28 protein-coding genes are annotated in these 21,091 nt (G+C 48.8%); 8 read left to right on the top strand and 20 right to left on the bottom strand.

The genetic code is table 11. The annotated features are described in order from the left end of the window. Positions 1 to 162: 162 nt before the first annotated feature. The 19 genes from ACJJJA_RS07715 to ACJJJA_RS07625 form a co-directional block, all read right to left on the bottom strand. Entirely contained in the window at positions 163 to 1,263 is a 1,101-nt protein-coding gene (locus tag ACJJJA_RS07715; RefSeq protein ID WP_444904220.1) for a saccharopine dehydrogenase family protein, read from the bottom strand. A gap of 62 nt (positions 1,264 to 1,325) precedes the next feature. Next, positions 1,326 to 2,690, bottom strand: a complete 1,365-nt coding sequence (locus ACJJJA_RS07710) for an IS4 family transposase (protein ID WP_444904219.1) — start codon at positions 2,688 to 2,690, stop codon at positions 1,326 to 1,328. Between the two features lie 163 nt (positions 2,691 to 2,853). Then, positions 2,854 to 3,477: a DUF2971 domain-containing protein gene (locus ACJJJA_RS07705; protein WP_444904218.1), complete on the bottom strand. Its 624-nt coding sequence runs from the start codon at positions 3,475 to 3,477 to the stop codon at positions 2,854 to 2,856. A 458-nt stretch (positions 3,478 to 3,935) separates the two neighbouring features. Continuing rightward, positions 3,936 to 4,232, bottom strand: coding sequence for a head-tail joining protein (locus tag ACJJJA_RS07700; protein WP_444904217.1), 297 nt, complete (start codon positions 4,230 to 4,232; stop codon positions 3,936 to 3,938). A 7-nt stretch (positions 4,233 to 4,239) separates the two neighbouring features. Further along, positions 4,240 to 4,611 carry a capsid cement protein gene (locus ACJJJA_RS07695; RefSeq protein ID WP_444904216.1) on the bottom strand — a complete coding sequence of 124 codons (372 nt, stop codon included), beginning with the start codon at positions 4,609 to 4,611 and terminating at the stop codon, positions 4,240 to 4,242. 98 nt (positions 4,612 to 4,709) lie between these two features. Then, entirely contained in the window at positions 4,710 to 6,758 is a 2,049-nt protein-coding gene (locus ACJJJA_RS07690) for a ClpP-like prohead protease/major capsid protein fusion protein (RefSeq protein WP_444904215.1), read from the bottom strand. A gap of 9 nt (positions 6,759 to 6,767) precedes the next feature. Further along, positions 6,768 to 8,261: a phage portal protein gene (locus ACJJJA_RS07685; protein ID WP_444904214.1), complete on the bottom strand. Its 1,494-nt coding sequence runs from the start codon at positions 8,259 to 8,261 to the stop codon at positions 6,768 to 6,770. Further along, the gene (locus ACJJJA_RS07680) at positions 8,261 to 8,476 is read right to left on the bottom strand and encodes a DUF6148 family protein (protein ID WP_444904213.1); all 216 of its coding nucleotides are present in this window, start codon (positions 8,474 to 8,476) and stop codon (positions 8,261 to 8,263) included. The genes ACJJJA_RS07685 and ACJJJA_RS07680 overlap by 1 nt, the downstream gene beginning before the upstream one ends. Continuing rightward, positions 8,477 to 10,480, bottom strand: a complete 2,004-nt coding sequence (locus tag ACJJJA_RS07675; RefSeq protein ID WP_444904212.1) for a terminase gpA endonuclease subunit — start codon at positions 10,478 to 10,480, stop codon at positions 8,477 to 8,479. After that, positions 10,443 to 10,964: a hypothetical protein gene (locus tag ACJJJA_RS07670; protein WP_444904211.1), complete on the bottom strand. Its 522-nt coding sequence runs from the start codon at positions 10,962 to 10,964 to the stop codon at positions 10,443 to 10,445. Before ACJJJA_RS07670 ends, ACJJJA_RS07675 begins: the two co-directional genes overlap by 38 nt. 86 nt (positions 10,965 to 11,050) lie before the next feature. After that, positions 11,051 to 11,770, bottom strand: coding sequence for a hypothetical protein (locus ACJJJA_RS07665; protein ID WP_444904210.1), 720 nt, complete (start codon positions 11,768 to 11,770; stop codon positions 11,051 to 11,053). Then, positions 11,760 to 11,969, bottom strand: coding sequence for a holin (locus tag ACJJJA_RS07660; RefSeq protein ID WP_143732445.1), 210 nt, complete (start codon positions 11,967 to 11,969; stop codon positions 11,760 to 11,762). The genes ACJJJA_RS07665 and ACJJJA_RS07660 overlap by 11 nt, the downstream gene beginning before the upstream one ends. Then, positions 11,966 to 12,334: a 3TM-type holin gene (locus tag ACJJJA_RS07655; RefSeq protein ID WP_444904209.1), complete on the bottom strand. Its 369-nt coding sequence runs from the start codon at positions 12,332 to 12,334 to the stop codon at positions 11,966 to 11,968. Before ACJJJA_RS07655 ends, ACJJJA_RS07660 begins: the two co-directional genes overlap by 4 nt. Next, positions 12,334 to 12,711, bottom strand: coding sequence for a D-Ala-D-Ala carboxypeptidase family metallohydrolase (locus ACJJJA_RS07650; protein WP_444904208.1), 378 nt, complete (start codon positions 12,709 to 12,711; stop codon positions 12,334 to 12,336). Before ACJJJA_RS07650 ends, ACJJJA_RS07655 begins: the two co-directional genes overlap by 1 nt. A gap of 198 nt (positions 12,712 to 12,909) precedes the next feature. Continuing rightward, a complete protein-coding gene (locus ACJJJA_RS07645) occupies positions 12,910 to 13,272 on the bottom strand; it encodes a hypothetical protein (protein ID WP_444904207.1) in 363 nt (120 codons plus the stop codon). Beyond that, positions 13,265 to 13,600: a hypothetical protein gene (locus ACJJJA_RS07640; RefSeq protein ID WP_444904206.1), complete on the bottom strand. Its 336-nt coding sequence runs from the start codon at positions 13,598 to 13,600 to the stop codon at positions 13,265 to 13,267. Before ACJJJA_RS07640 ends, ACJJJA_RS07645 begins: the two co-directional genes overlap by 8 nt. Before the next feature lie 282 nt (positions 13,601 to 13,882). Further along, entirely contained in the window at positions 13,883 to 15,406 is a 1,524-nt protein-coding gene (locus ACJJJA_RS07635; RefSeq protein WP_444904205.1) for a primase-helicase family protein, read from the bottom strand. Beyond that, the gene (locus ACJJJA_RS07630) at positions 15,403 to 16,443 is read right to left on the bottom strand and encodes a PriCT-2 domain-containing protein (protein ID WP_444904204.1); all 1,041 of its coding nucleotides are present in this window, start codon (positions 16,441 to 16,443) and stop codon (positions 15,403 to 15,405) included. Before ACJJJA_RS07630 ends, ACJJJA_RS07635 begins: the two co-directional genes overlap by 4 nt. A 271-nt stretch (positions 16,444 to 16,714) precedes the next feature. Beyond that, positions 16,715 to 16,966 (bottom strand): transcriptional regulator, encoded by a 252-nt coding sequence (locus ACJJJA_RS07625; protein ID WP_444904203.1) that lies wholly within the window; start codon positions 16,964 to 16,966, stop codon positions 16,715 to 16,717. Positions 16,967 to 17,056: 90 nt separating this feature from the next. On the opposite strand from ACJJJA_RS07625, the gene ACJJJA_RS07620 reads away from it, so the two are divergent. Continuing rightward, a complete protein-coding gene (locus ACJJJA_RS07620; RefSeq protein ID WP_444904202.1) occupies positions 17,057 to 17,716 on the top strand; it encodes a helix-turn-helix domain-containing protein in 660 nt (219 codons plus the stop codon). 82 nt (positions 17,717 to 17,798) lie between these two features. On the opposite strand, the gene ACJJJA_RS07615 is transcribed toward ACJJJA_RS07620, so the two are convergent. Then, complete coding sequence (locus tag ACJJJA_RS07615; protein WP_444904201.1) at positions 17,799 to 17,954, bottom strand: hypothetical protein; 156 nt, start codon at positions 17,952 to 17,954, stop codon at positions 17,799 to 17,801. 155 nt (positions 17,955 to 18,109) lie between these two features. On the opposite strand from ACJJJA_RS07615, the gene ACJJJA_RS07610 reads away from it, so the two are divergent. From ACJJJA_RS07610 to ACJJJA_RS07580, 7 genes are all read left to right on the top strand, one after another. After that, positions 18,110 to 18,451, top strand: a complete 342-nt coding sequence (locus tag ACJJJA_RS07610) for a LuxR C-terminal-related transcriptional regulator (protein WP_444904200.1) — start codon at positions 18,110 to 18,112, stop codon at positions 18,449 to 18,451. Next, positions 18,448 to 18,633, top strand: coding sequence for a hypothetical protein (locus tag ACJJJA_RS07605; protein WP_444904199.1), 186 nt, complete (start codon positions 18,448 to 18,450; stop codon positions 18,631 to 18,633). The genes ACJJJA_RS07610 and ACJJJA_RS07605 overlap by 4 nt, the downstream gene beginning before the upstream one ends. Continuing rightward, positions 18,630 to 18,986, top strand: coding sequence for a hypothetical protein (locus ACJJJA_RS07600; protein ID WP_444904198.1), 357 nt, complete (start codon positions 18,630 to 18,632; stop codon positions 18,984 to 18,986). Before ACJJJA_RS07605 ends, ACJJJA_RS07600 begins: the two co-directional genes overlap by 4 nt. Next, positions 18,983 to 19,291 (top strand): DUF6378 domain-containing protein, encoded by a 309-nt coding sequence (locus ACJJJA_RS07595; RefSeq protein WP_444904197.1) that lies wholly within the window; start codon positions 18,983 to 18,985, stop codon positions 19,289 to 19,291. Before ACJJJA_RS07600 ends, ACJJJA_RS07595 begins: the two co-directional genes overlap by 4 nt. After that, entirely contained in the window at positions 19,291 to 19,737 is a 447-nt protein-coding gene (locus tag ACJJJA_RS07590; protein WP_444904196.1) for a phage antirepressor KilAC domain-containing protein, read from the top strand. The genes ACJJJA_RS07595 and ACJJJA_RS07590 overlap by 1 nt, the downstream gene beginning before the upstream one ends. Before the next feature lie 90 nt (positions 19,738 to 19,827). Continuing rightward, complete coding sequence (locus ACJJJA_RS07585) at positions 19,828 to 20,181, top strand: YfdP family phage-associated protein (RefSeq protein ID WP_444904195.1); 354 nt, start codon at positions 19,828 to 19,830, stop codon at positions 20,179 to 20,181. Between the two features lie 60 nt (positions 20,182 to 20,241). Continuing rightward, positions 20,242 to 21,069, top strand: coding sequence for a DUF2303 family protein (locus ACJJJA_RS07580; RefSeq protein ID WP_444904194.1), 828 nt, complete (start codon positions 20,242 to 20,244; stop codon positions 21,067 to 21,069). Positions 21,070 to 21,091 lie beyond the last annotated feature (22 nt).

Below are 21,091 nucleotides of genomic sequence, written 5' to 3'. Positions count from 1 at the left end.
CTAAATCTCAAAGAACCATGCAAATCAAAAAAATGGACAGCTTTACTTATAGTCACTTGTTATGTGTCATTTACTTATAAATTCGAAATAAATCTATTTCTCTTTGGGTGTTCTGATTACCGCCCACAGTAGCCATCTTCCCTCCCCCCAAGGAGATTAATCCTACAGTGCGACAACGAGATCCGGCAGCTCATTCCTGAGTGCAGTGACGACCGGATCTAGTGCAATCACCTGTTCGCTATGGTGCACTCCCGGTGCTGGATTGTTCGATAGAACCTGACGAGCCGTTTCGGCAGTGACAATCGCGGTCATCAGTGCCTCTTTGCGGCCAGTAACGCCGACAATTGTTTCGGCGGGCTCCGACCCCTTCCGACCGGCTGCCCTTACGGAAATGCCGCAGATATCAGTGCCCATATGAAGATTCATAAACAGCCAAACCACGCTTTTCCGCCAGACCGGCCTCCGCAGCAGCCTTCCAAGACCAATACGCGATGACACGGCAAACAGCCATGTGGCAAAGCGGCTGTCGTAGCGCACCCATGTGGAGACCGAGGGGACATTCAGGGTGCGGCTGAGCACATGCTGATCGGAGAAATTATACCGATAGGCTGGGAGTTTTTGGTCCTGCCCTGCTAAGCGAAGGTCTGTGCTGTCGCCAAAACTCCGGACAGGAATGGTGTGACCACCCTCCATCACCTGATAAGAGACATCGAGATTGTCCAATATCCATTCGATCGCACCCTGGCCATGGCGATCGCCAAGCCCAGACTCAAGCAGAATGTCAATCCGATCCGTCCTCTCCATTTGATCTCGTGCATGTGCAGCAAGCATATTGGTAAGCCCTGGTGCAACTCCAACGCTAAGTATTGCTGCAGCGCCCTCCTGTTTAGCGAGATTATCAAGCTTCTCCACTTCTGATAGAAATGTGTAATCTGCGGTGATATCGATATAGTGGATTCCAAGCGAGAGGCACTGCTCGACGAACCGAGTATTTGTCTGGTCGAGACAGACTATCACGAGCGATACATCGGCAAGCACACTCGGATCGTTTGAGCCGAAAATGTCGAGCGCTCGTCCTTCGGTTCCATAGCCAATTTTTGCAGCGACAGCCTTAGCCTTGTCCATGTTGCGGCCAGCTACCGTCACGCGATCAGGGAAGCCGACCGCAAGTCGCTCCGCGATTGATCGCCCAACCTGACCGTAGCCACCAACGATTAGAACTCTGCCACTGCTTGATAGGGGTGTCATGGTTTCAGATTTCATTTAATTTTCGAGCATAACATTTGGTTCTTGACGCATAACGCCGCGCCTGTGTTTTATACACATCATTTAAGTCCATTTAAAGCCTCCGCTGCCTCCATATAATGGAGAAGTTTAGTGTACCCCTGCCAAACGGTTTTAACTCCAGGCTCACCATCGCCGCTCCGCCCCAGAAAGCCTCCAAGTCCTGCCAGCATACGAGTTATATCTCTCATACTTGGAGCTTCACTTGGTGGGGAGGTTTTAGCCTGCATTATCCATATCATACGCCACTCTTTTTCAGAGTAGACTTTCGTACACGATGTATCAGGAAGCGTTCGTGCTCGTGTTGTCATGGAGTGTAGACGCCACCCAATAATCATATAGATTGCAATACAGTTCAGCATTCGCTGCTCGGTTCTAAAGCGATTACTTTCTATCTGGCATCCGCCTTTCACCACTCTAAAATAGGTTTCAATTTCCCATCGACTTCGATACCACTCAATGATAATCCTTGCTTGCTTAAAGTCCTCAACTGCAAGATCGGTCAGCAGCATCCATTCAATACCTTTCTTGCCTTCTGGTGGGCCTAATTCCTTAGCAAAAACTGCGTAGATAGAAAGAGGTCGTTTTGATTTTCCTTTTCCCTGCAATCTTACTTCTGCAATGGATACACTGACCTTAGCTTCCCTTTCTGGCTCTCCATTTCTTTTGGGGATACCTACTGTGTATTTTCCGATGGACTTCTGTTTGGTCAAATAGTCCCAAAGTAAAGTCGTATCTTCTCCTTCGATCTCTAAACTACGATTAGCCTTGGCTCGAACAATATAGCTTGCACGCCGATGTTCATTTTGATCTTCAGCTAATTGAAACCACTCATGAATATCCCCCTCTCTATCCGCGATGCTCACAATCGTGGTTTCAGGACAGTGCTCTTGTATCTCACAAGCTGATTCATAATGGTCTAGCCAACGTCGACTCTCTTTATCTTGTATCGACTTGGTATATCGAGAATTAGCACTAGATTCTTTATCTCGCTGCCACATGCTACCCTCAATAATACCCAGATTATCTCTGGATGGTGTTATAGCGATAGACGTATGTAGGAGCTGCTGATTAGTCTCTTTGCGTCGGAGTGTTCCCATTTCTTTGCTTTCTAAATCGGTAGCAAAATTTAGGAAAGTGGTATCCTGAGGGATAAGAACAACTGGTTGAACCTTGATTCTTTCAAGAGTGGCTGATTTATGGCCACTCATAATGGAGTCAAAGCTGACTTTATCATTTTCGATAAATCGATAGGCTGCAAAGGTTTCTGCCCAAGACTTGTTTGCACAGGGAATACTGCTCTTTGGGTCGGAACTTAAATTACTGAGAATATTGGACAACCGCTTATTCAATCGTGTATCACCCATAACCTGATTTTTCACTTCGTCCCTGACCCAGTCCTGCATAATTATCCAGCCAAATCTGTAGCTCCTATACCGCACAAACTGTAACTCATTGATTTTTATAATAAAACTGAAAAAACTTGTGTGTAAAACTTAGCGCCGCGCTCTGCGGAAATTTAGGAGCGCCAGCGAATAAATTTTCCGTAGCAGCGCCTTGTTAGCAATATTATTTTCTGCGCATGAGTTCGTTAGGTAGGTGATATAAGGTTGACTTAGCAATTTTGCCGCTGTAGCCATGCCCAAGCAAAGCACTTTTATAGGCCTCGTAAAGAGGCTCGTCAATTCTTGGATCAAACACAACCTCTTCAAAAAGAGAACTTGGATTAACTGCATGCTTATAGATTTCACCTTTACCATTAGTGTGGACAAGACGTACTTCCTTTTCATGACTAAACTCTTTTCTCTTATACAACAATGACTCAGCTACATCTTTATCAGAGGTATATGCATCAAGACTATCTATCTTATTTAGCAAGTCACCTTGATTTAAATATTGAACCTTACCAATGTATGCGTTCGAATTGTTAGAACTATCGTTTATTGCATTCAGTAGAAGTCTTGGGGTTGTTTTTACTTTTGCTCCATTCTTATCGTTGGAGTAAATCCTCCACATCGCATCTGTTTCCCTGTGCATAGTCCAACATTGACCATAAACTTTACTACTACTTGGGATTAAGTGACCGCCTTTTTCAATGTGCTTTATTTCGAACTTTGTTCTATGTTTGAGCAACAAGTTTTCAAATGGATCATCCCATTTGTGTGGCGGCACTAGAACGTTCTGCTTGCTCACAATGCTTTCGAGCAACCTATTTACTGGCATTATTCGATAGATTGGCTTGTCTAGTTCATTCTGGTTTAGATTGATAAAGCACTCTGCTATCACTTAATTATTTCCTGACTTTAATCCTGAATTGCTAACAGTTAATTCAAAAGAATCTTCTTTATATCACCCTGCTCTATATTTCTAAGCCCCATTTCCTTCGAAGATGAAAAAAATTCAGCAAATCAATAAGCTATCTGCACTTGGCGCAAATGTACAAAAAAAGATATAAAGCAGCGTCTTTATAATTCTGTATTTTCTCTGCTTTATATCACTTTTGGAACCCTTTAAGTATCAATGGGTTACAGAGTTTCATCTAGAAATAGGAGCATCTGCTGCTGATCTTTGTTATAAAATGCACGACTGTACATTTTTCGACCACCCTTAATACACCTAAAGGTCTTAATCCAATAACTCGACTTTTTGGGCTACCCATCCACCAGCACCCGCCAAACCACCCCATCATCCGAAAGCCGCTTGCGTACTAAATACGCCACACCACCAAGGGTAATCACCGCCTCTGAGTTGTAAGCCCCTACTTCGCTCACCAACAGACTCAACTCGATACGCGGTACCCGCACTCGCTCATCATCTTCGAACTCGTCGATCTCTTGATCTTTAATCACCCGGCAATCAATAGGTTCAGCACCGCTACCGTCTGTATAGGTAGCGGGCTTGCCCCATTTTCGAAACGCGCGCTCCGCGGCTCTTTGGTCCAGATCCATGGATCACCTAGGCCTTCACAGTGCCCGGAACACCGGTAAACTTGACCGCTAAGCTAGCAATGCCATTACCGGCTGCCTCTGCGGCAAAGACGGTGGGGCCGGTAATATCGCCGGTTGCGGCTGCTGCGGCACTGCTATCAAAGGCTGCTACGGATGCATCCCAGGTGAGGGTTTCCCCCTGACTGATCTCTGCGGCGGATACCTTGGGTACACTAAATACACCTTCAATAGCGATCACACCGGACTCACCCACGGCGATATCATCCATCGCCACACCCAGCACTGCGCCTACTGCTATCACCTGGCCAGAGGTAATTAGCGAGCTTGTGTTGTTGGTGAAATCCAGCATGCGGCCGTCTTGTACAAAATTAGTAGCCATTCTCTTTCTCTCAATTGAGTAAATTACTAAAAGCAAAAAGGCCGCGATGTGCGGCCCTTTTCGGATTCTTTAAGGTTTGGTTCGGTTTGAGCTGGGTATTAGGTCTTGGGCGTTTTCACCATGCCTTTTGCGTCCCAGGCTTTTGCAGCGGCATCGAGGCGCACTTTGAACTCCACCCCGTCGATATTCCAGCCGTTTTGCTGCTCCAGTACTGGGGCTTGCTGGCCATCCAGATAGAGCACTTCTATGGTGTCGTGCGCTACCGGGTCGGCATTGAGGTACCAACCATTGTGCCCGCTGAGGCGACCATCGGAGATCACGCTGGCAATATTGCGCACACTGTTGGGCACAGTGTTGGATTTCTCAGAAGCACCCACTTCAAACTCTGACTCCAACGCAACCTTTGCGGCACCCTCATCGGCAATATCACACAGCAGGAATTTGGGGCGGATATTTAGGAAAGCGGTACCGTCCTTCTGTTTACCCATCAAGACCCGTGCGGCATCGATACTAGCTGTATTGATACCTGCCTTAGTAGCTAGGTTGCCATGGTCGGTATGGAATAAGGCCTTGCCATCGGCCATATTGGGATTGTTGATCAGAATACTGAACACCAGATCCCCCACTGTGCGAATAGCAGCGAGCCCCATCTTTTGTGGGATTCGGGTGAAGGCCCCCAGGTCGTCATTGATAATTGCCTGGCGGTTTATAGAGAACATTTCCCCGTAAGTGGCCAGCGCGGCAGTTTCGGCGCGCTCTCCAATACTCACGTATTTAAATTCTGCCCCAGGTGCCACTTGGCGTAGTGAGGGGAAGGTACCAAGATCCGTGCGAGTGGCTATCTTGAAATCGCTTAAGTTTCCAATGGCGGTAAACTGCGGAAACACCTCTGCCGCTTCAGAGTAACCCTTCAGCATGGATTTATTAGCAATATTGCCGAGGACGGTAGCGAAGTCACCAGAGCTATGGGTAAACGCTGAGGCAACCACGCCCATTTTATCCAGGCCCGCTAAATTCTGTCCGTGGGCGTGCATAAACATACGGGCAATTTCCAGCATGGTATAGCCGGCCATGCTATTACCATCTGTGCGTTTCTCACCAAAGGCACGCATGGCAATGGCATTCTCAGCGTCTGCCTTGATGCGCTTAATGCCCTCACCTTCCTGCACTACTACGCTGTAGCTTTGCACTGGGGTTGGGGTTTGATTACCCAGGGCTGTGAGCAGTTTATCTTTGGCCTTTTCAGCGGTGCAGTCCATATCATCCAAGCAGGATTGCATCACGGTGCTGTGTGCTTCGAAGCCCTTGAATACGGCTTTGATAGTGTCTTTGCGTTTTTTCTCATCCGCTGCAAATTGTGCTCTGGCATCGGCAGCAATCTGCGCTTTCATTTCTGGGGTAACCTCAGTCGCAGCGGTTGCAGCTGGCGTGGTGGAGGTAGGTGTAGTCATGGCTTGCGCCTCCTGGCTATGGGTTTGGTTTAGGTTGCCTGCAACCGCAGACGGGAATCTAAATTCAGTGGGCCCCTGCATTACCAGTGCACTAATGGCTTGAGGGGTGTTTTTGAACTGGTTTAAGTGATCAGCACTGAAGCTTGCGGCCATTTCCATTGCTGCTGTCGTGTCAGTGGCAAAACCCGCTTCCACGGCTTCGGCGCCGGTATACCAAGTCTCGTCATCCATGACTTGGCTGACTTCCTCATCCGACATGCCGGTGCGGGAGGAATACAAACCAATCATGGTGGTTTTGACTTTTGCCAGCAGGCTCTTGGTTTTTTCCAGGGCGCGCTCATCGCCTCGCACACCGGCACTAGGGTTGTGCACCATGTAATAGGCATTCTCAGCGATATGAACCGTGTCCCCGGCGAGAGCGATCACACTGCCCATACTGGCTGCGATACCTTCAATCCAGGTTTCCACTTCGGCTTTGTGGTCTTTGAGCAGGTTGTAAATAGCGGTGCCGTCGAACACATCACCACCGGGGCAGTTAATATGCAGATTGATCTTGCTGACATTGCCTAGCGCTTTAAGATCGCGGGCAAAGTCTTTTGCAGTTACGCCCCAATAACCGATGGTGTCGTACAAATAGATATCGGCTTCAGTGTTATTTGCGGCAGCGGTAATGCTGTACCAAGATTTTTTGGGCATAGCAGTTTCCTATTTAGAGTCGGAGTCGGACTCAGTTTTTTCTGCGGGGACCGCAGCGCGTTTGATTGGGGTTGTGATGTCGTTTTCTTTCAGCTTTCTCTGCCAGGCAGCGGTTTGCTTAATGACATCGTCCGGCTTTTTGCCACGGCGGCGAATGGTTTGCTGCGGGCTGACCAGAACATTTTCCAGCAGGGTTTCATCGGCGCTGGCTTCGTGGGCCGGGTTAATCCAGGGCATCACCGGGGTAATAAAATCGACATGCATCAGGGTTGCCGGGTCGACTTCAGACGGCACTTGGAAGGCATCGGCCAGTAGCCCCATTTGCACCCAGCGCCGAGTGACCGGCTCCACAATCTCCTCGCAGAATTCCAGACTGAGGGTTTCGTAGTTTGTCCATTGCTCTACCAGTTCCTGGCGCTGCGCACTATAAGTACCGTTGTAGTTTTTGCTGATACTGCTAAAGCTGGCCATGGTGCCGGCGGCAGTCATACGGTGCATGGTTTCCAAAAATGGGGTTAGTAAACCACTGGGGCGATTACTTTGAATGGTGCCGACAGATTCCCCAGGCCGTAGATCGTCATAGATAGCACCAGCGCGGATAGCCAAGGTGCGATTTCCTTCATCGTCTCTGTCATCTGGCTTGTAATCTTCAGGGCCACCTTTTTGAATAAATCCAACCATAGCCGAGGCGATCTTAGCGGCGACGCGCTCGTTTTCTTCATAGTCTTTAATATCGTTAAGGCGATTCATCACCGCAGCAAAGATGGAAACCCCTCGGGTTTGATGTAGCCTGCGTACAAACTTAAGGTGCTCAATATTTTTGGCACTATGGAACCTGCGCTTCATACGCCAGTTCAAAGAGGCACCGGGGTGCTCGTCGTACAACCAAAACCCAGCGGGCTCGCCCCAGGCAGACTTTTGTATACCCTGAACAATACGCTTACTGGGGTCGCTGTAACCAACCGGTAAGAAATCCGGCTCCAGGCACTCGATGGTGTAAGGCACATTGGTGCGGTGCTTTAAGCCAGGTACTGTGCCCTGCAGGTGCCTAAGTAGGGTTTCCCCGTCCCTCAGCCAGGTATTACATAAAAGCCGTTGAGATTTTCCCCAGCTGAACTGCCGGGTACATTCCGGGCGTCGCGCCCATTCTTTATGGGCATCATTCATTTGGCTGGCTAGACCGTCATGGATATCGCCTTCCCAGGTTTTGGGTTGGAATTCCACATCGATACCGCGTGGGCCGACGATGTTGTTTACCAGAGTGGTGAGAATGCCACAGGCAAAATCATGGTTTTGTTCAAGGTGCCTGGCTTGACCTCTTAGGGCTTCCAGATCCCCCTCTACCACTAGATCCCCGCTGCGATTATCACCGGGGTTTTTTCTTGTACGACTGGGCCGCGTGGCCTCGTAGGCTGCGACCACTTCTAATGCCCGGCGCGCCTGCACACGGCGCAAGGCAGCCTCGGGTGCAAAAAACCCGATAACAGAATCTAGTTTGTTCATTAGTAGAAATTCGCGTAGGCGGGCCCGCAGCGTTTACCTGCAGCCTTCAGTTTTTCTTGATATGCGCGGCGCTCCCACTCCTGACGGCCTGCGCGGATTTCCTGCAGGTTCTCCGCAGTAAATTGCCGGCCATTGATCACCGTGGTTTTACCAGCGAGCACGTCTATCTCGGCATCAATATAGAGGCCGACCATCTCTTGTGCAGTTTTAGACATTTAACTATCCAGTAAGGAGCCAACAGGCTGTGCTGGCCGGGGTGGTTTTCTAGCAGATTGCTTGGATGCTGGGGGTTGGTCAGGTTCACTAAACAACGTGCGCTGGCCTAGACGTGCCTCAAGAATTGACCATTTTTTCTCAGTCTTTTTTTGCACCTCCATGGCATAGGCCGCGTGTAGGGCATAGACCTCAGTATCTAGCCCTTCATTACTCTTTCCAGGTCTTTTCTGCCAAACTTCCCTTCCTGAATATTTTTTGCTTGGAGCTTTTACTTCAGCGGTGACCTGCTCCCAGTAATCCTGACGCACATGCTTGCAGCTATGCATATAGGCGCTGGTGCCTAACAATCGCCTGGCAATAAGATCCTTGGCCTTGTGGGTGCCCACCATGTACACCTTCACTTGATGGCGATCTGCTTTAGTAGTGCGTGTTGGGTTACTAACCTCTGCTTTCCTTGGATGTGAAAATATTTCTTTGCTGCCAAAGTCTCTACTATCGCCCTTAATTGCCATCACTAGGACGCGGCGATATTTTTTTTCTCTAGTTCTTACCCATTCATACACCGCGCCGCTGGTAGTACCATCAGAGGAATCGATACTGACTGCAGATGCGTAAATCTCACCAAAGCGCTCATGCTTGAAGCCTTGGAAAACTAACTTGTCCAAGGCATCCCAGCAGCTATCGCGCTTATCTACCGTGTCGCCATCGATTTCGCCCCAGTACATTTGCCAGCTTTCTTCATTGCGACCAAATGCGCGGATGGTGATGGCAAGCCGGTCATGCTGAACATCAATACCGACAGTAACCAGCAACCCACCAGCCGGACAAAATAGCTCTGGATAGTCTTCCGCCGTTTCTTGCAGTTTTTCATGATCCAGCAACCGGTTGGCCGCATATTTATAGGGCCTGCCTAACTTGTTGTTTTGGAATACGATGCGCGCAGATTCATCGCCGCTTTTGGCTTCGTGTTCGGCTTCCAAGAAATCCCTGACGACCTCCGCCAAGCCAGTACCAGGGATACACACATAAAGCTCTGATAGCTCCATAAAGGTTTCTATCGGTTCGATTTCATCCTCTGCAAAGTCCTCGCCGCATTGGGTTTTGACCCAGCCGGCAAAGTCATCCCCATTTTCCCGCGCGGTTTTACAGGTCTGTAGAATATTGGCCTGGCGGCGGTAGTCATCCCAAGCACTGCCACATTTAGGACAGGTATAAACGGCGGTTTCTGGCTGATTCAGGCCGAATACTGGGTGCGGTGTGCCGCCCTCTTTCTCCAACCAACTGACGTTTTCCCAGTCCAGCACATGGGACTCACCGCAGTCGTGACAGGTAACCGGTAGCACACGCATGGTGCCGAGCTTGGTGTAGTGCTCCACTTGGGAAAGATCAGCAACCGCCGGCGTGCCACCAATAATCAATTTCTTATTGCGCATCCGTTTTAGACGTTCACGCAGATGGCGAATGGAATCGCCCTGATCACCGACGTCTTTGTTGGTATCGTCTGGCTCCTCCACATAGCCACGCTTGGCAGTGGTGGATTTAACATTAGAGACGGAATTAGAACCGACAGTACGCACTTCCCCGCCAGGGAATACTTTTCTGGTAGATCTGTTGCCTAGCTTGCGACTGGTAGAGACATCAATCACACGCGCTACATTCGGCGAGCCCTCAACAATCTTCACGAACTTTTCGTCCATGAAGTTCTGGCCTTTAGAGTCCTTTGGAAAGAGCATCAACACCCGCGCGGGATCAGTCACAGCCACCTTACAGATATCTGCCGCAAGCAATACCGTCCAGCCGATCTGCGCCGCTTTTTGCATTACGACCATCCAAGAGACTTGGCTATCAAGCGCGTGCATTACGCCCCAGAAATAGGGCACAAAATCTACTCGGTAATAGCCTGCGTTATCGCTATCTTCGGATGGCAGTTTGATATTTTCTGGCAACCACTCAATCAGAGGAATTTTAGGCTGCGGTATCCAGGTCTGGCGTACTTCCTTCACCAGCCTCTGTAAATTCAATCTCGTAACCGCCAATAGTTTTGAGGGCAGCTTCAATGTTTGACTGTAGGGGTTCTCTGTTGACGGTAATGGCATACTGACTTTCGATAGCAATAATGATGCTCTCTACCGCTCCTATAAATTCATTCTTTCCAACGGTGGACCACTCCACCATCGCTTTGCGTACAGATTCAATATCCAGAATTAATTGATCCTGCTTGTACAGCTCGCGCATTTTTAATTGGGCATTCGCCTCAGATTCAACCGCCTGCGCCATATCGCGACGGTTTCGGGCCTCATTCGCCTGGCGGCCTGCAGCCTCAGTTCGCAGTCGCTCGCAGTATTCATGAAGCCAAACTTTGTAACTGGCACCTACGGTAAAAACCTCTGCCTTGTAGTGTTTGGCAATAGCAGGTTGAGAGGCACCAACCAGGCGAGCAAAACCAGACTGAGTGGCCTGATCATCAAGTGATAGGTTGTCAGCCAAGGTATAACCCCCTAGGAAATTTCAGATATCTGTTAAAAGAACACGGTCCGAATTACCCGTGTGTTGGCCCCCTCAGGAGGACCCGTTCAACGTCTCTTTGCAGTCGCAATCGCATGGTCCATGGCCTTATCCAATTCAATCGGCAGGTGACGCAGCGCTATGCCTTCAGCAATTCGGATAAATGGGAAACGCTTGCGGTAGTCTGGCTTGCCTTTGAGGAAAATCAGGATAGGTTTAACCGTGGGCCGGCGTTTACCGCCTGCCCTCTTCCATACCCCTAAGACACCATTAACTTTGCCAACGAAATATTTACCCTTCTTACTCTGCGTACTACCTGCACTGCCAGCAGTGCCAGAGCTGCCCCGTAATTCAGCCAGGATTTTTTTATAGGTCCCGACTGAGATATTCCCATGCTTGTTTAATCTCGCAGCCGCGCCATGCACCACATACATACCCGCAGGCAGGACACCCATATGCCGAAGAGCTCGCTCAAAGCGCTTGTCGTTCCGGTTCACATCCATGACCGACGGGGCCAGATATTTGCTAGGGGCGGTACCGTTGGAAACCTGATCACGGATAAAGACTTTGGCAATGCCAGAGCGCTTCGTGGCTTTCTTTACCAATACAGAGTTCAGCGTTAACTTTGCCGGGTTTGTAAATACACGCCCCATCGCTGAGCGCTCTTCTCCACGTATACGAAAGGCCACGTTATTTAAGGCAACCGAACTGGCATAAGGTAATTGCTTTTTTAATTCAGCAGATGCTCGATCAAACTTTGAAGTATCCAGCTTTACACTAACGTCCATCGTCCCCGCCCTGCTGCTCCTGCAGCTTCAAGCGCTTGTGGTTGTAATACCAATTAACCATTAAACCGGCCGCAGCTATCAGCACACCAGCAAGGCCAAGCCAGTTGTTTGCAAGCCAACCCGCGAAAGTTCCAGCACCAATAGCAGTCATATAGCCAGCCTTATCCGCTATTTCTCTGAGGGCATCCTGAAGTGTCATGACTGCTTCCAGGCAATAGTTGCCTTCTCAACGCTGCGCCCCACGACATAACCACCGAGGCCGATTTTTACGATCTCCAGTAATGCCAGCGTCTGGTTCTCGCTGAGGTTTGGCGCTGTCCACCCCAACCAATGAAAAACGATCAGCCCCACGAACGTGAGCATTGTTACTGGCCGCCAGTTTCTTTGTAGCCATGATTCTCCCCCTGCTTCAGCAGTGATTACCTGAGATGCCGCTTTCAGCTCCTCCAGGTCCATTGAGATTAACTTTGAATCCACCTGCGCCTTTAGGCGATTGGCTTCTGTCTTATCCGGGAACGCCTTATCTATGACCTTGCCGAGCAAGTTGGATATAGCTGAAATCATTAGTAGCTCCACACCGTAGGGCGCGCACGCTCGCCAGGAATAGAATCAAGATCATCCAAGTGGATAAACCGCCTTTTGATCGGCCCTTTCTGTTTCACCCCTATACCGGTGAAACCCTCCTCTAAGGCAATTTTCATAAGCTTGTGCGCCCCGCTCACAGCCACAGAAACATCAACGGCCTGCCCGGTGGTATGGGTCATGGTCGCATTTAATCTGGCGTTATGAGCTGGGCAACGGTAGCCGGAATTAATAATCATCGGCTTGCCATATCGCTCCCTAACTCGAATTAACCGTCTAAGCGTTTCATCTTTAAAATGATTTTTGCCACAACAACGACAGGCCAATTCCGACTCTATGAAATAGTCGTTCTGGAACATAAAGCCTCAACATTTAAGCAAAAAAAAGGCGCCCGAAATGAGCGCCGTTAAGTACAGGTGAGATTGAACAATGAAAATAAAACCTCAGAAACGAAAAAACCCGGCTGGGGGAGCCGGGTTTCTTCTTACCCACCTATGGCAGGTTGCCTACATTTAATATTTTATTATCGCGAATGTAAACCCCCAACTTAGAAATAATTACGCCACTCTTGGCCCACGAGCACCAAACAGCTCAACATCAAGCAAAACGTGTGCGGCATCTAGGTGGCGATAATAAGTTGATACTGAAACTCCAGCTGCGCGCGCCTTACCTCTTGCCGAAAGACCTTCACGTAAATACTGCACCTTCACCACCTGACGCAGAACTTCAGGTAATTTACGCACAGCCTCTTCGACCTGCATAGGCTCTTCATCAATCAGGATTGAGGAGCCCTTGCCACCAGACTCACTGGAAATACCATTTTCCATAATCGCCGCAAGTGGTGATTTATATTGTCTGGTCATGTTTCCAATCACTTGAGCCGCCCAATCAAGCAAACGCTCTTCGACTCGATCAATCATTTGCCACTTCCTCGGGGAGATCAACATCAGAGGATTCTAAGTCAACCATCAAGTTCTGAATCTGCTTGAATAATCCAGCCCTGCACTCTAAACCACTTTCACGGGCAGCAGCCTGGTCTCTCGCATCCTTACAATCGAGGCTAATGGTTCTAGAAGTATGTGTTCCAATACGGAGAGTCACGTCAAAAGTATGGTCATTCTCAGAGACAATGACCTCTGGAAAGCCATGAATACGTCTCCAGCCATTCACCTTGTAATCATGAATCAAAATGTCAGCGATCAACGTTGCAACCTGAATCCGTGTAGCTTCATCACCTACGTAGCGCATTTCCATCTCCTTACTGGTTATGACACTTTCAAAATAAGCGTCACAAATTGAGTCACAAAAAAAATCTTTATTAATCAGTTAGTTATTTATTTTTATGACACTATGACACTTATGACACTAAAAAAAGAGGTGCATACACGTACGTATGTGCGCGCGCACGCGTAAGGGTATTTACAGAAAAAGCGTCATAAGTGTCACAAGCCCCGTATTTACTGGGTTTCCTAGTGTCATACTATGTGTCATAAGAAGTGTCATAGTGTCACAAAACCGTTCACTATTTAATCACTCGCTAGAACTGGCAACGGTCGCCATCCGAAACTCTCGGCACGACTCCCCCAAGCGTTCAGCAAAATGCCTATCGTATTTGAAGTTCATATCATCCTCAGTAACATAGATTCGCTTTGTAATATGGGAACTCAAAACCTCAGGGTATTTAATATTGTGCCTAACCTGAAGCATCACACGTTTTAATTCAGCACCAAAGTAACGTTCAGTGCGCTTGAACTCTCCCGAACGCTCACACCATCGCTGAAATTCTTTAAATAAATCCCCAGCCACAGCCGACTTATAAGGGATATCTAATTCTCCTTGCTTCCAGAGCTTATGAAAATAGGCTGGCGAGGGCAAGCTAGCATCAATAAGCTCTTCTTTCTCTTGGTTTACTGGTGGCTTTGTATGCGCAGAGAAATCACCCATATCAAGGTTTAATAAATGGTGATAAAAACACTCCACCCCACCATTTGCAATTTCATCAAAGAGATCAACAAAGTATTGCTTCTCAGGCACCTTGTCCACATAAAGCACCAGGTATCGGCGATCACCCATATCTAACTCAAGAGGAACCGTAGAGTTGGAGAGAAACACAAAATTCATGTGGTTCGACTCTTCCCGCTCAGGCAGCATCTTTTCATTAATCATATGAGTGCTACCCGTTACCGTTTGCTTGAGTACGCCTTTATGATGATTTCTCTCAGAGCGACTCACCACTTCCTCTGCCAATGCAAAGAGCCTACGGGATTTCCACCCTGTGAACTGGCTTTCCAATTGTGCCTGACCAATAGTCACTGAGTACTCGCCATATATTTTCTTAACAACCTCCTCCCAGACTATCGACTTACCCGGCCCCTCACTTCCGTACATAATCACTGAGCTCGCCATCTTGGCCCCAGGATTTTGAAGAGGATAGGCAATCCAACGCATTAACCAATCGAACTCCGCATCACGCAAACCGCATAGCCGATATATATGATGAAGAATACGAGCACATCCACTCCTCCCACGAGAGTCAGGGGTCATATTGAAGCCGGTATACAGGTTTACATACTTATGCCCCATATCCTTATCAGGCGAGAAAACAATATCCTTAACCCACCTCCTATCAGAAGACTCATCCCAAAGTTTATACCGCTCCCTCCCCACCCCATGGCGCAAGTGCGAGAGCTCAATCTGCTTCTGGTTAATATTGTCCCAGGCATGACGAGTTCCCCACACATACCAAAAATGATCAATTAGCGTCTTATATGAATATCGGCCAAACTCATCCAATAGCTTATTGGAATCGCTCCCAGGCTCAGAGGGCGCGGGAGATACAGAATGATCTGAATATTCAGGGGGAATTTCACCAATAGGAGGAGGATCACTAATAGTCGGAGCTCCTGCTGAAATCTCAGGAGACACCTCATCAGATGGGCGCGGGAAGAACACTACATTCGCCATAAAAGCATCCCACTGCCGACGCACCTCCCCTAATCCATAGCGGCAATGGATGTCATTAAAATCAAATCCCTCTGGCTTTTTCTTACTCACGCAGCTTTCTCCTCCATCTCATCTTTTAATGAGGGAATCCACACAGAAGAGACACCAACGGATCTAGCTGCCGCTCTCGCTTTCTCTACACCTTCATTAACATCCAGGTGCAGATCATTATCAGCAGCAAAAACCAAATGCTGATCAGGGAATCTTTCACGAATCTGCGCGGCGACCGGTAGTAAATTTCCGCTATCGAAACAGATCAAGACCGAACACCCAGTAGCCTCAAATGCGCTAGCACCTGTCGAAAATCCTTCGGATAATATCAATGGCTTACGTGGGTCCAATTTACCAAGGAGAAGAAACAACCCAGATTTTCGCCCTTCACGTAGAAATAATTTTTTGCCATTTGGCGTGATAGTTTGTAGGTTCCAAATTACACCATCAATATCGGTAACCGGGATCGCAAAGTATCCTTTCTTGAAGTAATTGTATTTGGGACGATCTTCTTTCGGGGTCGCAAAGAACTCAGTTATTTTCTCTCCACCCTTAATCAGCTCTAAATGATCATCTCGCTTCACGAGTATCATTCCCGTGTGAAAAAACCGAACTCCGTGAGAGCCAATTTTCTTTGCCCCTAGATATTTACTACGCCCTACAGGCTTCAGCTCCGACCAAATATCTTGAGCTTGCTTTTTTACGGCCTCATGCCAAGCCGCCGTTTCCGTCTCTTCTCGACGAATATCTTCAGCACGCTGAGCATCGCGCTCTGCCTTTTCCTTCGCCCAGGCCGCTTTCTCTTCTGGCGTAAACTCCCGGTGCTCAAACTGATAGCCACCCTCTTTCGCCTTAGCGAACAATGTACCGATACCAATACCACCCGCAGAACGCTTGAAACTTTTCCAAGTGCTTTTCGCAGCGCCCGGGCAATAGTTGTCAGCTTGCTGGCTCCATTCATCCCAGATATCAAATGCGGAATCACCAAACTCCGCTTTAATCGCCATACCCATCTCAACCCAGCTATCACGCACGGCATAATCGAGAACAAACGTGAGCGCACGGCGCACATCATCCATAGTGCACTGTTCGTACATAAAGAATTCCCCCTAAAACAGAAGCGCCTAAGGCGCAGTGAAGAGAGCCGGTCTTTCCCGGCTGTCAGCGGTCTTTCCCGCTGTCATCAAAGCGGGCCGGATTGGTATCCCTCACCGGCCCTTCCTGTGGGTATCCGTTAGAAACCTGTATAAATACCCATCTACCGCACCTGATTAACGCCCCATCCCATAAACAACAAAATGGCAGGACAATAAAATAGGGACTTGAAAATGATCGTTATTCTGGTTTCACCGACTAACCCGCACCCACTCAGCTTGCCCGCTGGACTTCTGGAAGCTCTCCAGGATCGCTGCCCGCAGGCATCGGCCCAAAAACATCTGGACGCAAGTCATGACGAGTCACTAATCCGCCCGCCACCATCTCTATTGGTATGCATTGGCGAGGCGGCACCGGCCTACGGCCTGTCACCCACTGCGCAACAGCTCCCTGAGAAAGCCCCAAGGCAGTCGCTAGTTTCTGCTGTGTCCCCACAGCTTTAATGGCAAGTTCAATCGGCTTCATACAATAAAAATTAGCATTGACGCTATTATGTGTCAACGTCAACGTCAATGACGATTGTCGAAAAGTAGCAACGCTAATAAGCTCGCGCCTATGAAAAGACGCCCATTAACCGCCCATGAGCAGACCTGTATAGAAAGGCTGAGAAATATATGGGATGAAAAAAAGAAAGAGCTCGGCCTTACACAGGAGAAGGCCGCTGCACTTATTGGCTGGAGTTCCCAAGGTTCCGTGGCCCAATACCTGACCGGCCGGATACCCCTTAACACTGATGCCATCTTGAGGTTTTCCAAGCTGCTCCAAGTTGAGCCTTGGGAAATTGATCCTAACCACGCAATGACCGAGTTCGCCAATATTGGGCAAATCCGCCGTCGAAACCTACTAATACTGGCAGAAGAACATGGTGAAGGAGCCTTGGAACAAGAACTCCAAGATATACTCCCAAGCCTTACCAAGGCCCTCAACGGAGAGCTAGTCATTGGTAATCGGGCCGCTCGCTATATTGAGAGGGAACTGCAATTAGTCCCAGGATCTTTAGATTATCCCGCCACCTCAGAAAAAGACGCCGATGATTGGTCCGAACGGAAGATCCTTCAGCAAATCTCGGCAGGAGAGACGCCGGCATCACCGCCCAATAAAGCGTTCATAGAGCTCGTCCGACTGATTACGGAAAAACTCCAAGAAGGCTCAATAAGCAAAGAAGATATCGAGCTCATCAAAAACACTGTTGAAGCGCTGTCCAAGAAAAAATAAAGCCCGTATTCACGGGCTATGTTCTTATGAGGACATTATTTCCGGTTACCAATTGCAGGTTTCCCTCAGGGGCCTAATTGCATTATCTAGATCTGCAACCCAGCTGATCGTAGCATTCCAATCGAGTGAGATCGCCATCCTTCACCGCCCAGGCCGCTATTCCTTTCTTAAAATCCGCAAACACTGAACCCGCGAGCAACAGCAAACAGACATCTAATAACCACCTCTTTGCAGCCATATCAATGCTCCCTGCATTTTTAGTGTGAGGCGAGCCTTGAGGATACCACCCGCCTCTATCAGACAAGGCACACTCAAATTATTAGCAATGACGTTGACACATTAAAAGCGTCATTGCTAATATTTTACCAACAGCCAATAACCAAGGGCGCTCAAATGCACACCGCAACCAACTTCAGACCACTGGCCCCGCGCCAGGCCGAGGCGCTAACACATCGCGCCAGGGGGCTCTCAAATAGCGAGACAGCCCAGGCAATGAAGTGCTCAGTAGCAAACGTCACCAACCTGCTAGCGGAATGCTTCTACAAACTGCACGCCCGCAACAGCACAGACGCTGTGGCCAAAGCGGTAAAACACGGATTAATTCAATTCGCCCTGATCGCCTCAGTTCTTAACGGCATTGGTTCAGATGCACAGGAACAACTGCGCACCCGTATCCAACGCCGCCCCACAGTTCGAACTATTCGCATCCGCAACAACCGGGAGGGAATCGCATGACCGCTACCGTATTTGTACATCCAACGGCCATGAGCAAAAACGATGTTGATCGCCTCAAGCACCGCATCGATATCGTCAACGCCGGCCACAAAGCGCACATCCGTTTAGTGCAGCCAAAACCCACTTTTTCACGACCAACACAAACCAATAACTGGCCACCCTTTGGAGGTGACGCCGCATGAATAGCATCAAATTTATGCCGGCCTCAGTCGCCGACACAGGGAAAAACCCTAACCAGACGGTAGTCAGCATGGAAGCCATTGTGCTGAAGGGCGAACAACTCCCGGTGGATTTGCCCCTCGGGGATATGACCTGCCGGCGCAATTCGGATGGGGCATTGGATTTTCACGCATGCCTAAACGTCACCTACGACATATTTCCCAGTGTCGTGGGTTCAGGCCTAGCACAGGGCTTCGGGAAAAGCCGCACAGAAGCCATACAAAACGCCCTCAGTAAAAGCCGGGAATCTGCAACTGATTATCTTGCAGCCCTCAATCATCTTGCTCAGCAAATCAATGAAAGCGAGGTCGTATGAGCACTCAAGAATTTTTACCACCGGATTACAGCGCCCCCGCCTTTCTGGAAAAGGGCGTCCAACACATGCGCGACCGTGCCGAGCAACGCGACAGCGAAGACGGCGAGCGCTCCATGGTCAAAACCGTAAACGCATTTAATGCCCTTTACGGACACTGTGTCACCGAGGAGCAAGGCTGGATGTTTATGGCGATCCTCAAACAATCCCGCGCAAGCGTCGGCGTATTTGTAGCTGACGACTATGAAGACGGCGCCGCCTACGTTGCCCTAGCCGGTGAAGCCGCCGCGAAAGCCAGGACCCAGTAGTGAGCGAGTTCTCGCGAATCTTAGACCTCTACGAGGAACTAAGCAGCAAATTGAAACTGCTGGAAAGTGAAAGAGAGGGTATGTGCGAGCAGATCGCCACGCTTTCCGAAAGTATTCAAGGCCAATCTCCAGAACAGAAAAAAAATTCAGGAGGCAATGTGAAAAAAGAAAAGCTACTCACCATTACCCAAGCTGCCCGAGCAGTAAAAATAGGCAGAAACAATCTTCTGAAACTAATGCGTAAAAATGGCTTATTGCACGAACACGAACCTATGCGCAATTCGCCAACGAAATATGCAGTTAGGCAAAGACTTTTAGTTCCCAAAACCTCTGAATTCAACAGGGGGCCTGTGACAGCGCAGTACATCACCGCACTGGTGACAGCCAAAGGCATGGTCTGGATTCGTGACTTGAGCGAAAAAGAAACCTTACCTAAAGCCAGCTAAAAAATTTAACCGCGCCCCAGGCGCATCAGTCAGCTGTAACCGTTAGGGCTGCCGGTATGGAGCCCGATTTTAAATAACTTGGAGCATCCAATGAGCACAAATGTAACCCAGCTTTTCGCGGACTTAGACGGCGGTGTATTTATAGAAAAGCTAGCCCACACTCTCAGTGAAGTCGCCGGCGCCGTTACCGACCATGAGAAGAAGGGCGAAGTATCTATCACCCTGAAAATGTCAAAAATTCAGAATAGTGATCAGGTCCAGATTGAACACACCGTGAAGTTCAAAAAGCCAACTCCACGCGGTTCCATTATCCAAGATGATGCTACCTCTACCCCAATGTATGTCGGCGTAAAAGGAGCCTTGAGCTTCTTCCCTGTGAAACAGCCGCCGCTGTTTGACCAAGAAAGCAACGGCAAGGTGGCCAAGCTGCAAAGCAACGGCTAACACAAACCATCAACCCCTAACCCACCCACAACTCCCAAGAAAAGAAATAAGGATTTATTTATGACCATGGATCAAAGTGCAGTAAAGGAAATCAAGGAGTCACAAACTACCGCCGAATTGGCAGCAGTAATTGACCGAGCTGGACTTTCCACACCAGCAATAGCCGCCCCAGATGGTTTCAAGATATTAAACCTGGAGAAATATCAACAGGGTCGCACACGCTATCGCGGAGAAATGGAAACTACATCCCTTGAAGATTTCGAAAAATACTGTATGGATTTTGGCAATGAGAATGCCAAATGTTTTGTCGACCCCGAAAGCATGACCGCAAAAACCATTTTCAACCTGGGAACCACCCAAGAGCCGGGACACGCCGACTTCTCCGCAAAATTACGCCTGATTAGAACTGCTGAATATAAAACCCTATTGAAACTTAATGGCGATAGATGCTCACAAAAAATCATGGCGGAATTTATGGAGGATTATGCGGAAAATATAATCTGCTATTCAGCCAATGGTGAGGTGATCAACACCAGCAAAGCCATTGCCGCCGTACGTCGACTCACTATCGAATCCTCTCGCAAAGAGGATCACTCCGTTGATGACTTTAAATCTAGCCGTAGCGCCTTGGAGAATATCGAAGCCCGTAGCGAAGAGGGCCTGCCGGCAGGCTTTAAATTTGAGTGTACCCCCTACAACGGCTTGAATTCCCGTAGCTTTGATCTTCGCTTATCCATCCTTACTGGAGGAGAAGCCCCACGCCTTACCGCCCGCATCAAACGCCTAGAAGCCATACAGGAAGCCATGGGCCGAGAACTAGAGATGCACCTCAGCTCAGTGCTAGTTCAGTCTCAAATGAAAACCTACATCGGCGAATTCGCCGCGTAATCAAGGGTCGACATACAGCTAT

Source organism: Microbulbifer mixtoriginis (SeqCode), from assembly GCF_052466865.1.
This window is presented reverse-complemented; position numbering and strand designations above follow the sequence as displayed.

Coding starts and splice junctions, on each gene's coding strand:
- ACJJJA_RS07690 (WP_444904215.1), bottom strand. CDS start 6,758: ATGCCCAAAAAATCTTGGTACAGCATTACCGCTGCCGCAAATAACACT.
- ACJJJA_RS07585 (WP_444904195.1), top strand. CDS start 19,828: ATGAGCACAAATGTAACCCAGCTTTTCGCGGACTTAGACGGCGGTGTA.
- ACJJJA_RS07655 (WP_444904209.1), bottom strand. CDS start 12,334: ATGATTTCAGCTATATCCAACTTGCTCGGCAAGGTCATAGATAAGGCG.
- ACJJJA_RS07665 (WP_444904210.1), bottom strand. CDS start 11,770: ATGGACGTTAGTGTAAAGCTGGATACTTCAAAGTTTGATCGAGCATCT.
- ACJJJA_RS07580 (WP_444904194.1), top strand. CDS start 20,242: ATGACCATGGATCAAAGTGCAGTAAAGGAAATCAAGGAGTCACAAACT.
- ACJJJA_RS07625 (WP_444904203.1), bottom strand. CDS start 16,966: ATGAAGCCGATTGAACTTGCCATTAAAGCTGTGGGGACACAGCAGAAA.
- ACJJJA_RS07685 (WP_444904214.1), bottom strand. CDS start 8,261: ATGAACAAACTAGATTCTGTTATCGGGTTTTTTGCACCCGAGGCTGCC.
- ACJJJA_RS07600 (WP_444904198.1), top strand. CDS start 18,630: ATGAATAGCATCAAATTTATGCCGGCCTCAGTCGCCGACACAGGGAAA.
- ACJJJA_RS07640 (WP_444904206.1), bottom strand. CDS start 13,600: ATGCGCTACGTAGGTGATGAAGCTACACGGATTCAGGTTGCAACGTTG.
- ACJJJA_RS07710 (WP_444904219.1), bottom strand. CDS start 2,690: ATGCAGGACTGGGTCAGGGACGAAGTGAAAAATCAGGTTATGGGTGAT.
- ACJJJA_RS07715 (WP_444904220.1), bottom strand. CDS start 1,263: ATGAAATCTGAAACCATGACACCCCTATCAAGCAGTGGCAGAGTTCTA.
- ACJJJA_RS07650 (WP_444904208.1), bottom strand. CDS start 12,711: ATGTTCCAGAACGACTATTTCATAGAGTCGGAATTGGCCTGTCGTTGT.
- ACJJJA_RS07605 (WP_444904199.1), top strand. CDS start 18,448: ATGACCGCTACCGTATTTGTACATCCAACGGCCATGAGCAAAAACGAT.
- ACJJJA_RS07695 (WP_444904216.1), bottom strand. CDS start 4,611: ATGGCTACTAATTTTGTACAAGACGGCCGCATGCTGGATTTCACCAAC.
- ACJJJA_RS07680 (WP_444904213.1), bottom strand. CDS start 8,476: ATGTCTAAAACTGCACAAGAGATGGTCGGCCTCTATATTGATGCCGAG.
- ACJJJA_RS07645 (WP_444904207.1), bottom strand. CDS start 13,272: ATGATTGATCGAGTCGAAGAGCGTTTGCTTGATTGGGCGGCTCAAGTG.
- ACJJJA_RS07610 (WP_444904200.1), top strand. CDS start 18,110: ATGCACACCGCAACCAACTTCAGACCACTGGCCCCGCGCCAGGCCGAG.
- ACJJJA_RS07620 (WP_444904202.1), top strand. CDS start 17,057: ATGAAAAGACGCCCATTAACCGCCCATGAGCAGACCTGTATAGAAAGG.
- ACJJJA_RS07595 (WP_444904197.1), top strand. CDS start 18,983: ATGAGCACTCAAGAATTTTTACCACCGGATTACAGCGCCCCCGCCTTT.
- ACJJJA_RS07630 (WP_444904204.1), bottom strand. CDS start 16,443: ATGTACGAACAGTGCACTATGGATGATGTGCGCCGTGCGCTCACGTTT.
- ACJJJA_RS07615 (WP_444904201.1), bottom strand. CDS start 17,954: ATGGCTGCAAAGAGGTGGTTATTAGATGTCTGTTTGCTGTTGCTCGCG.
- ACJJJA_RS07660 (WP_143732445.1), bottom strand. CDS start 11,969: ATGACACTTCAGGATGCCCTCAGAGAAATAGCGGATAAGGCTGGCTAT.
- ACJJJA_RS07700 (WP_444904217.1), bottom strand. CDS start 4,232: ATGGATCTGGACCAAAGAGCCGCGGAGCGCGCGTTTCGAAAATGGGGC.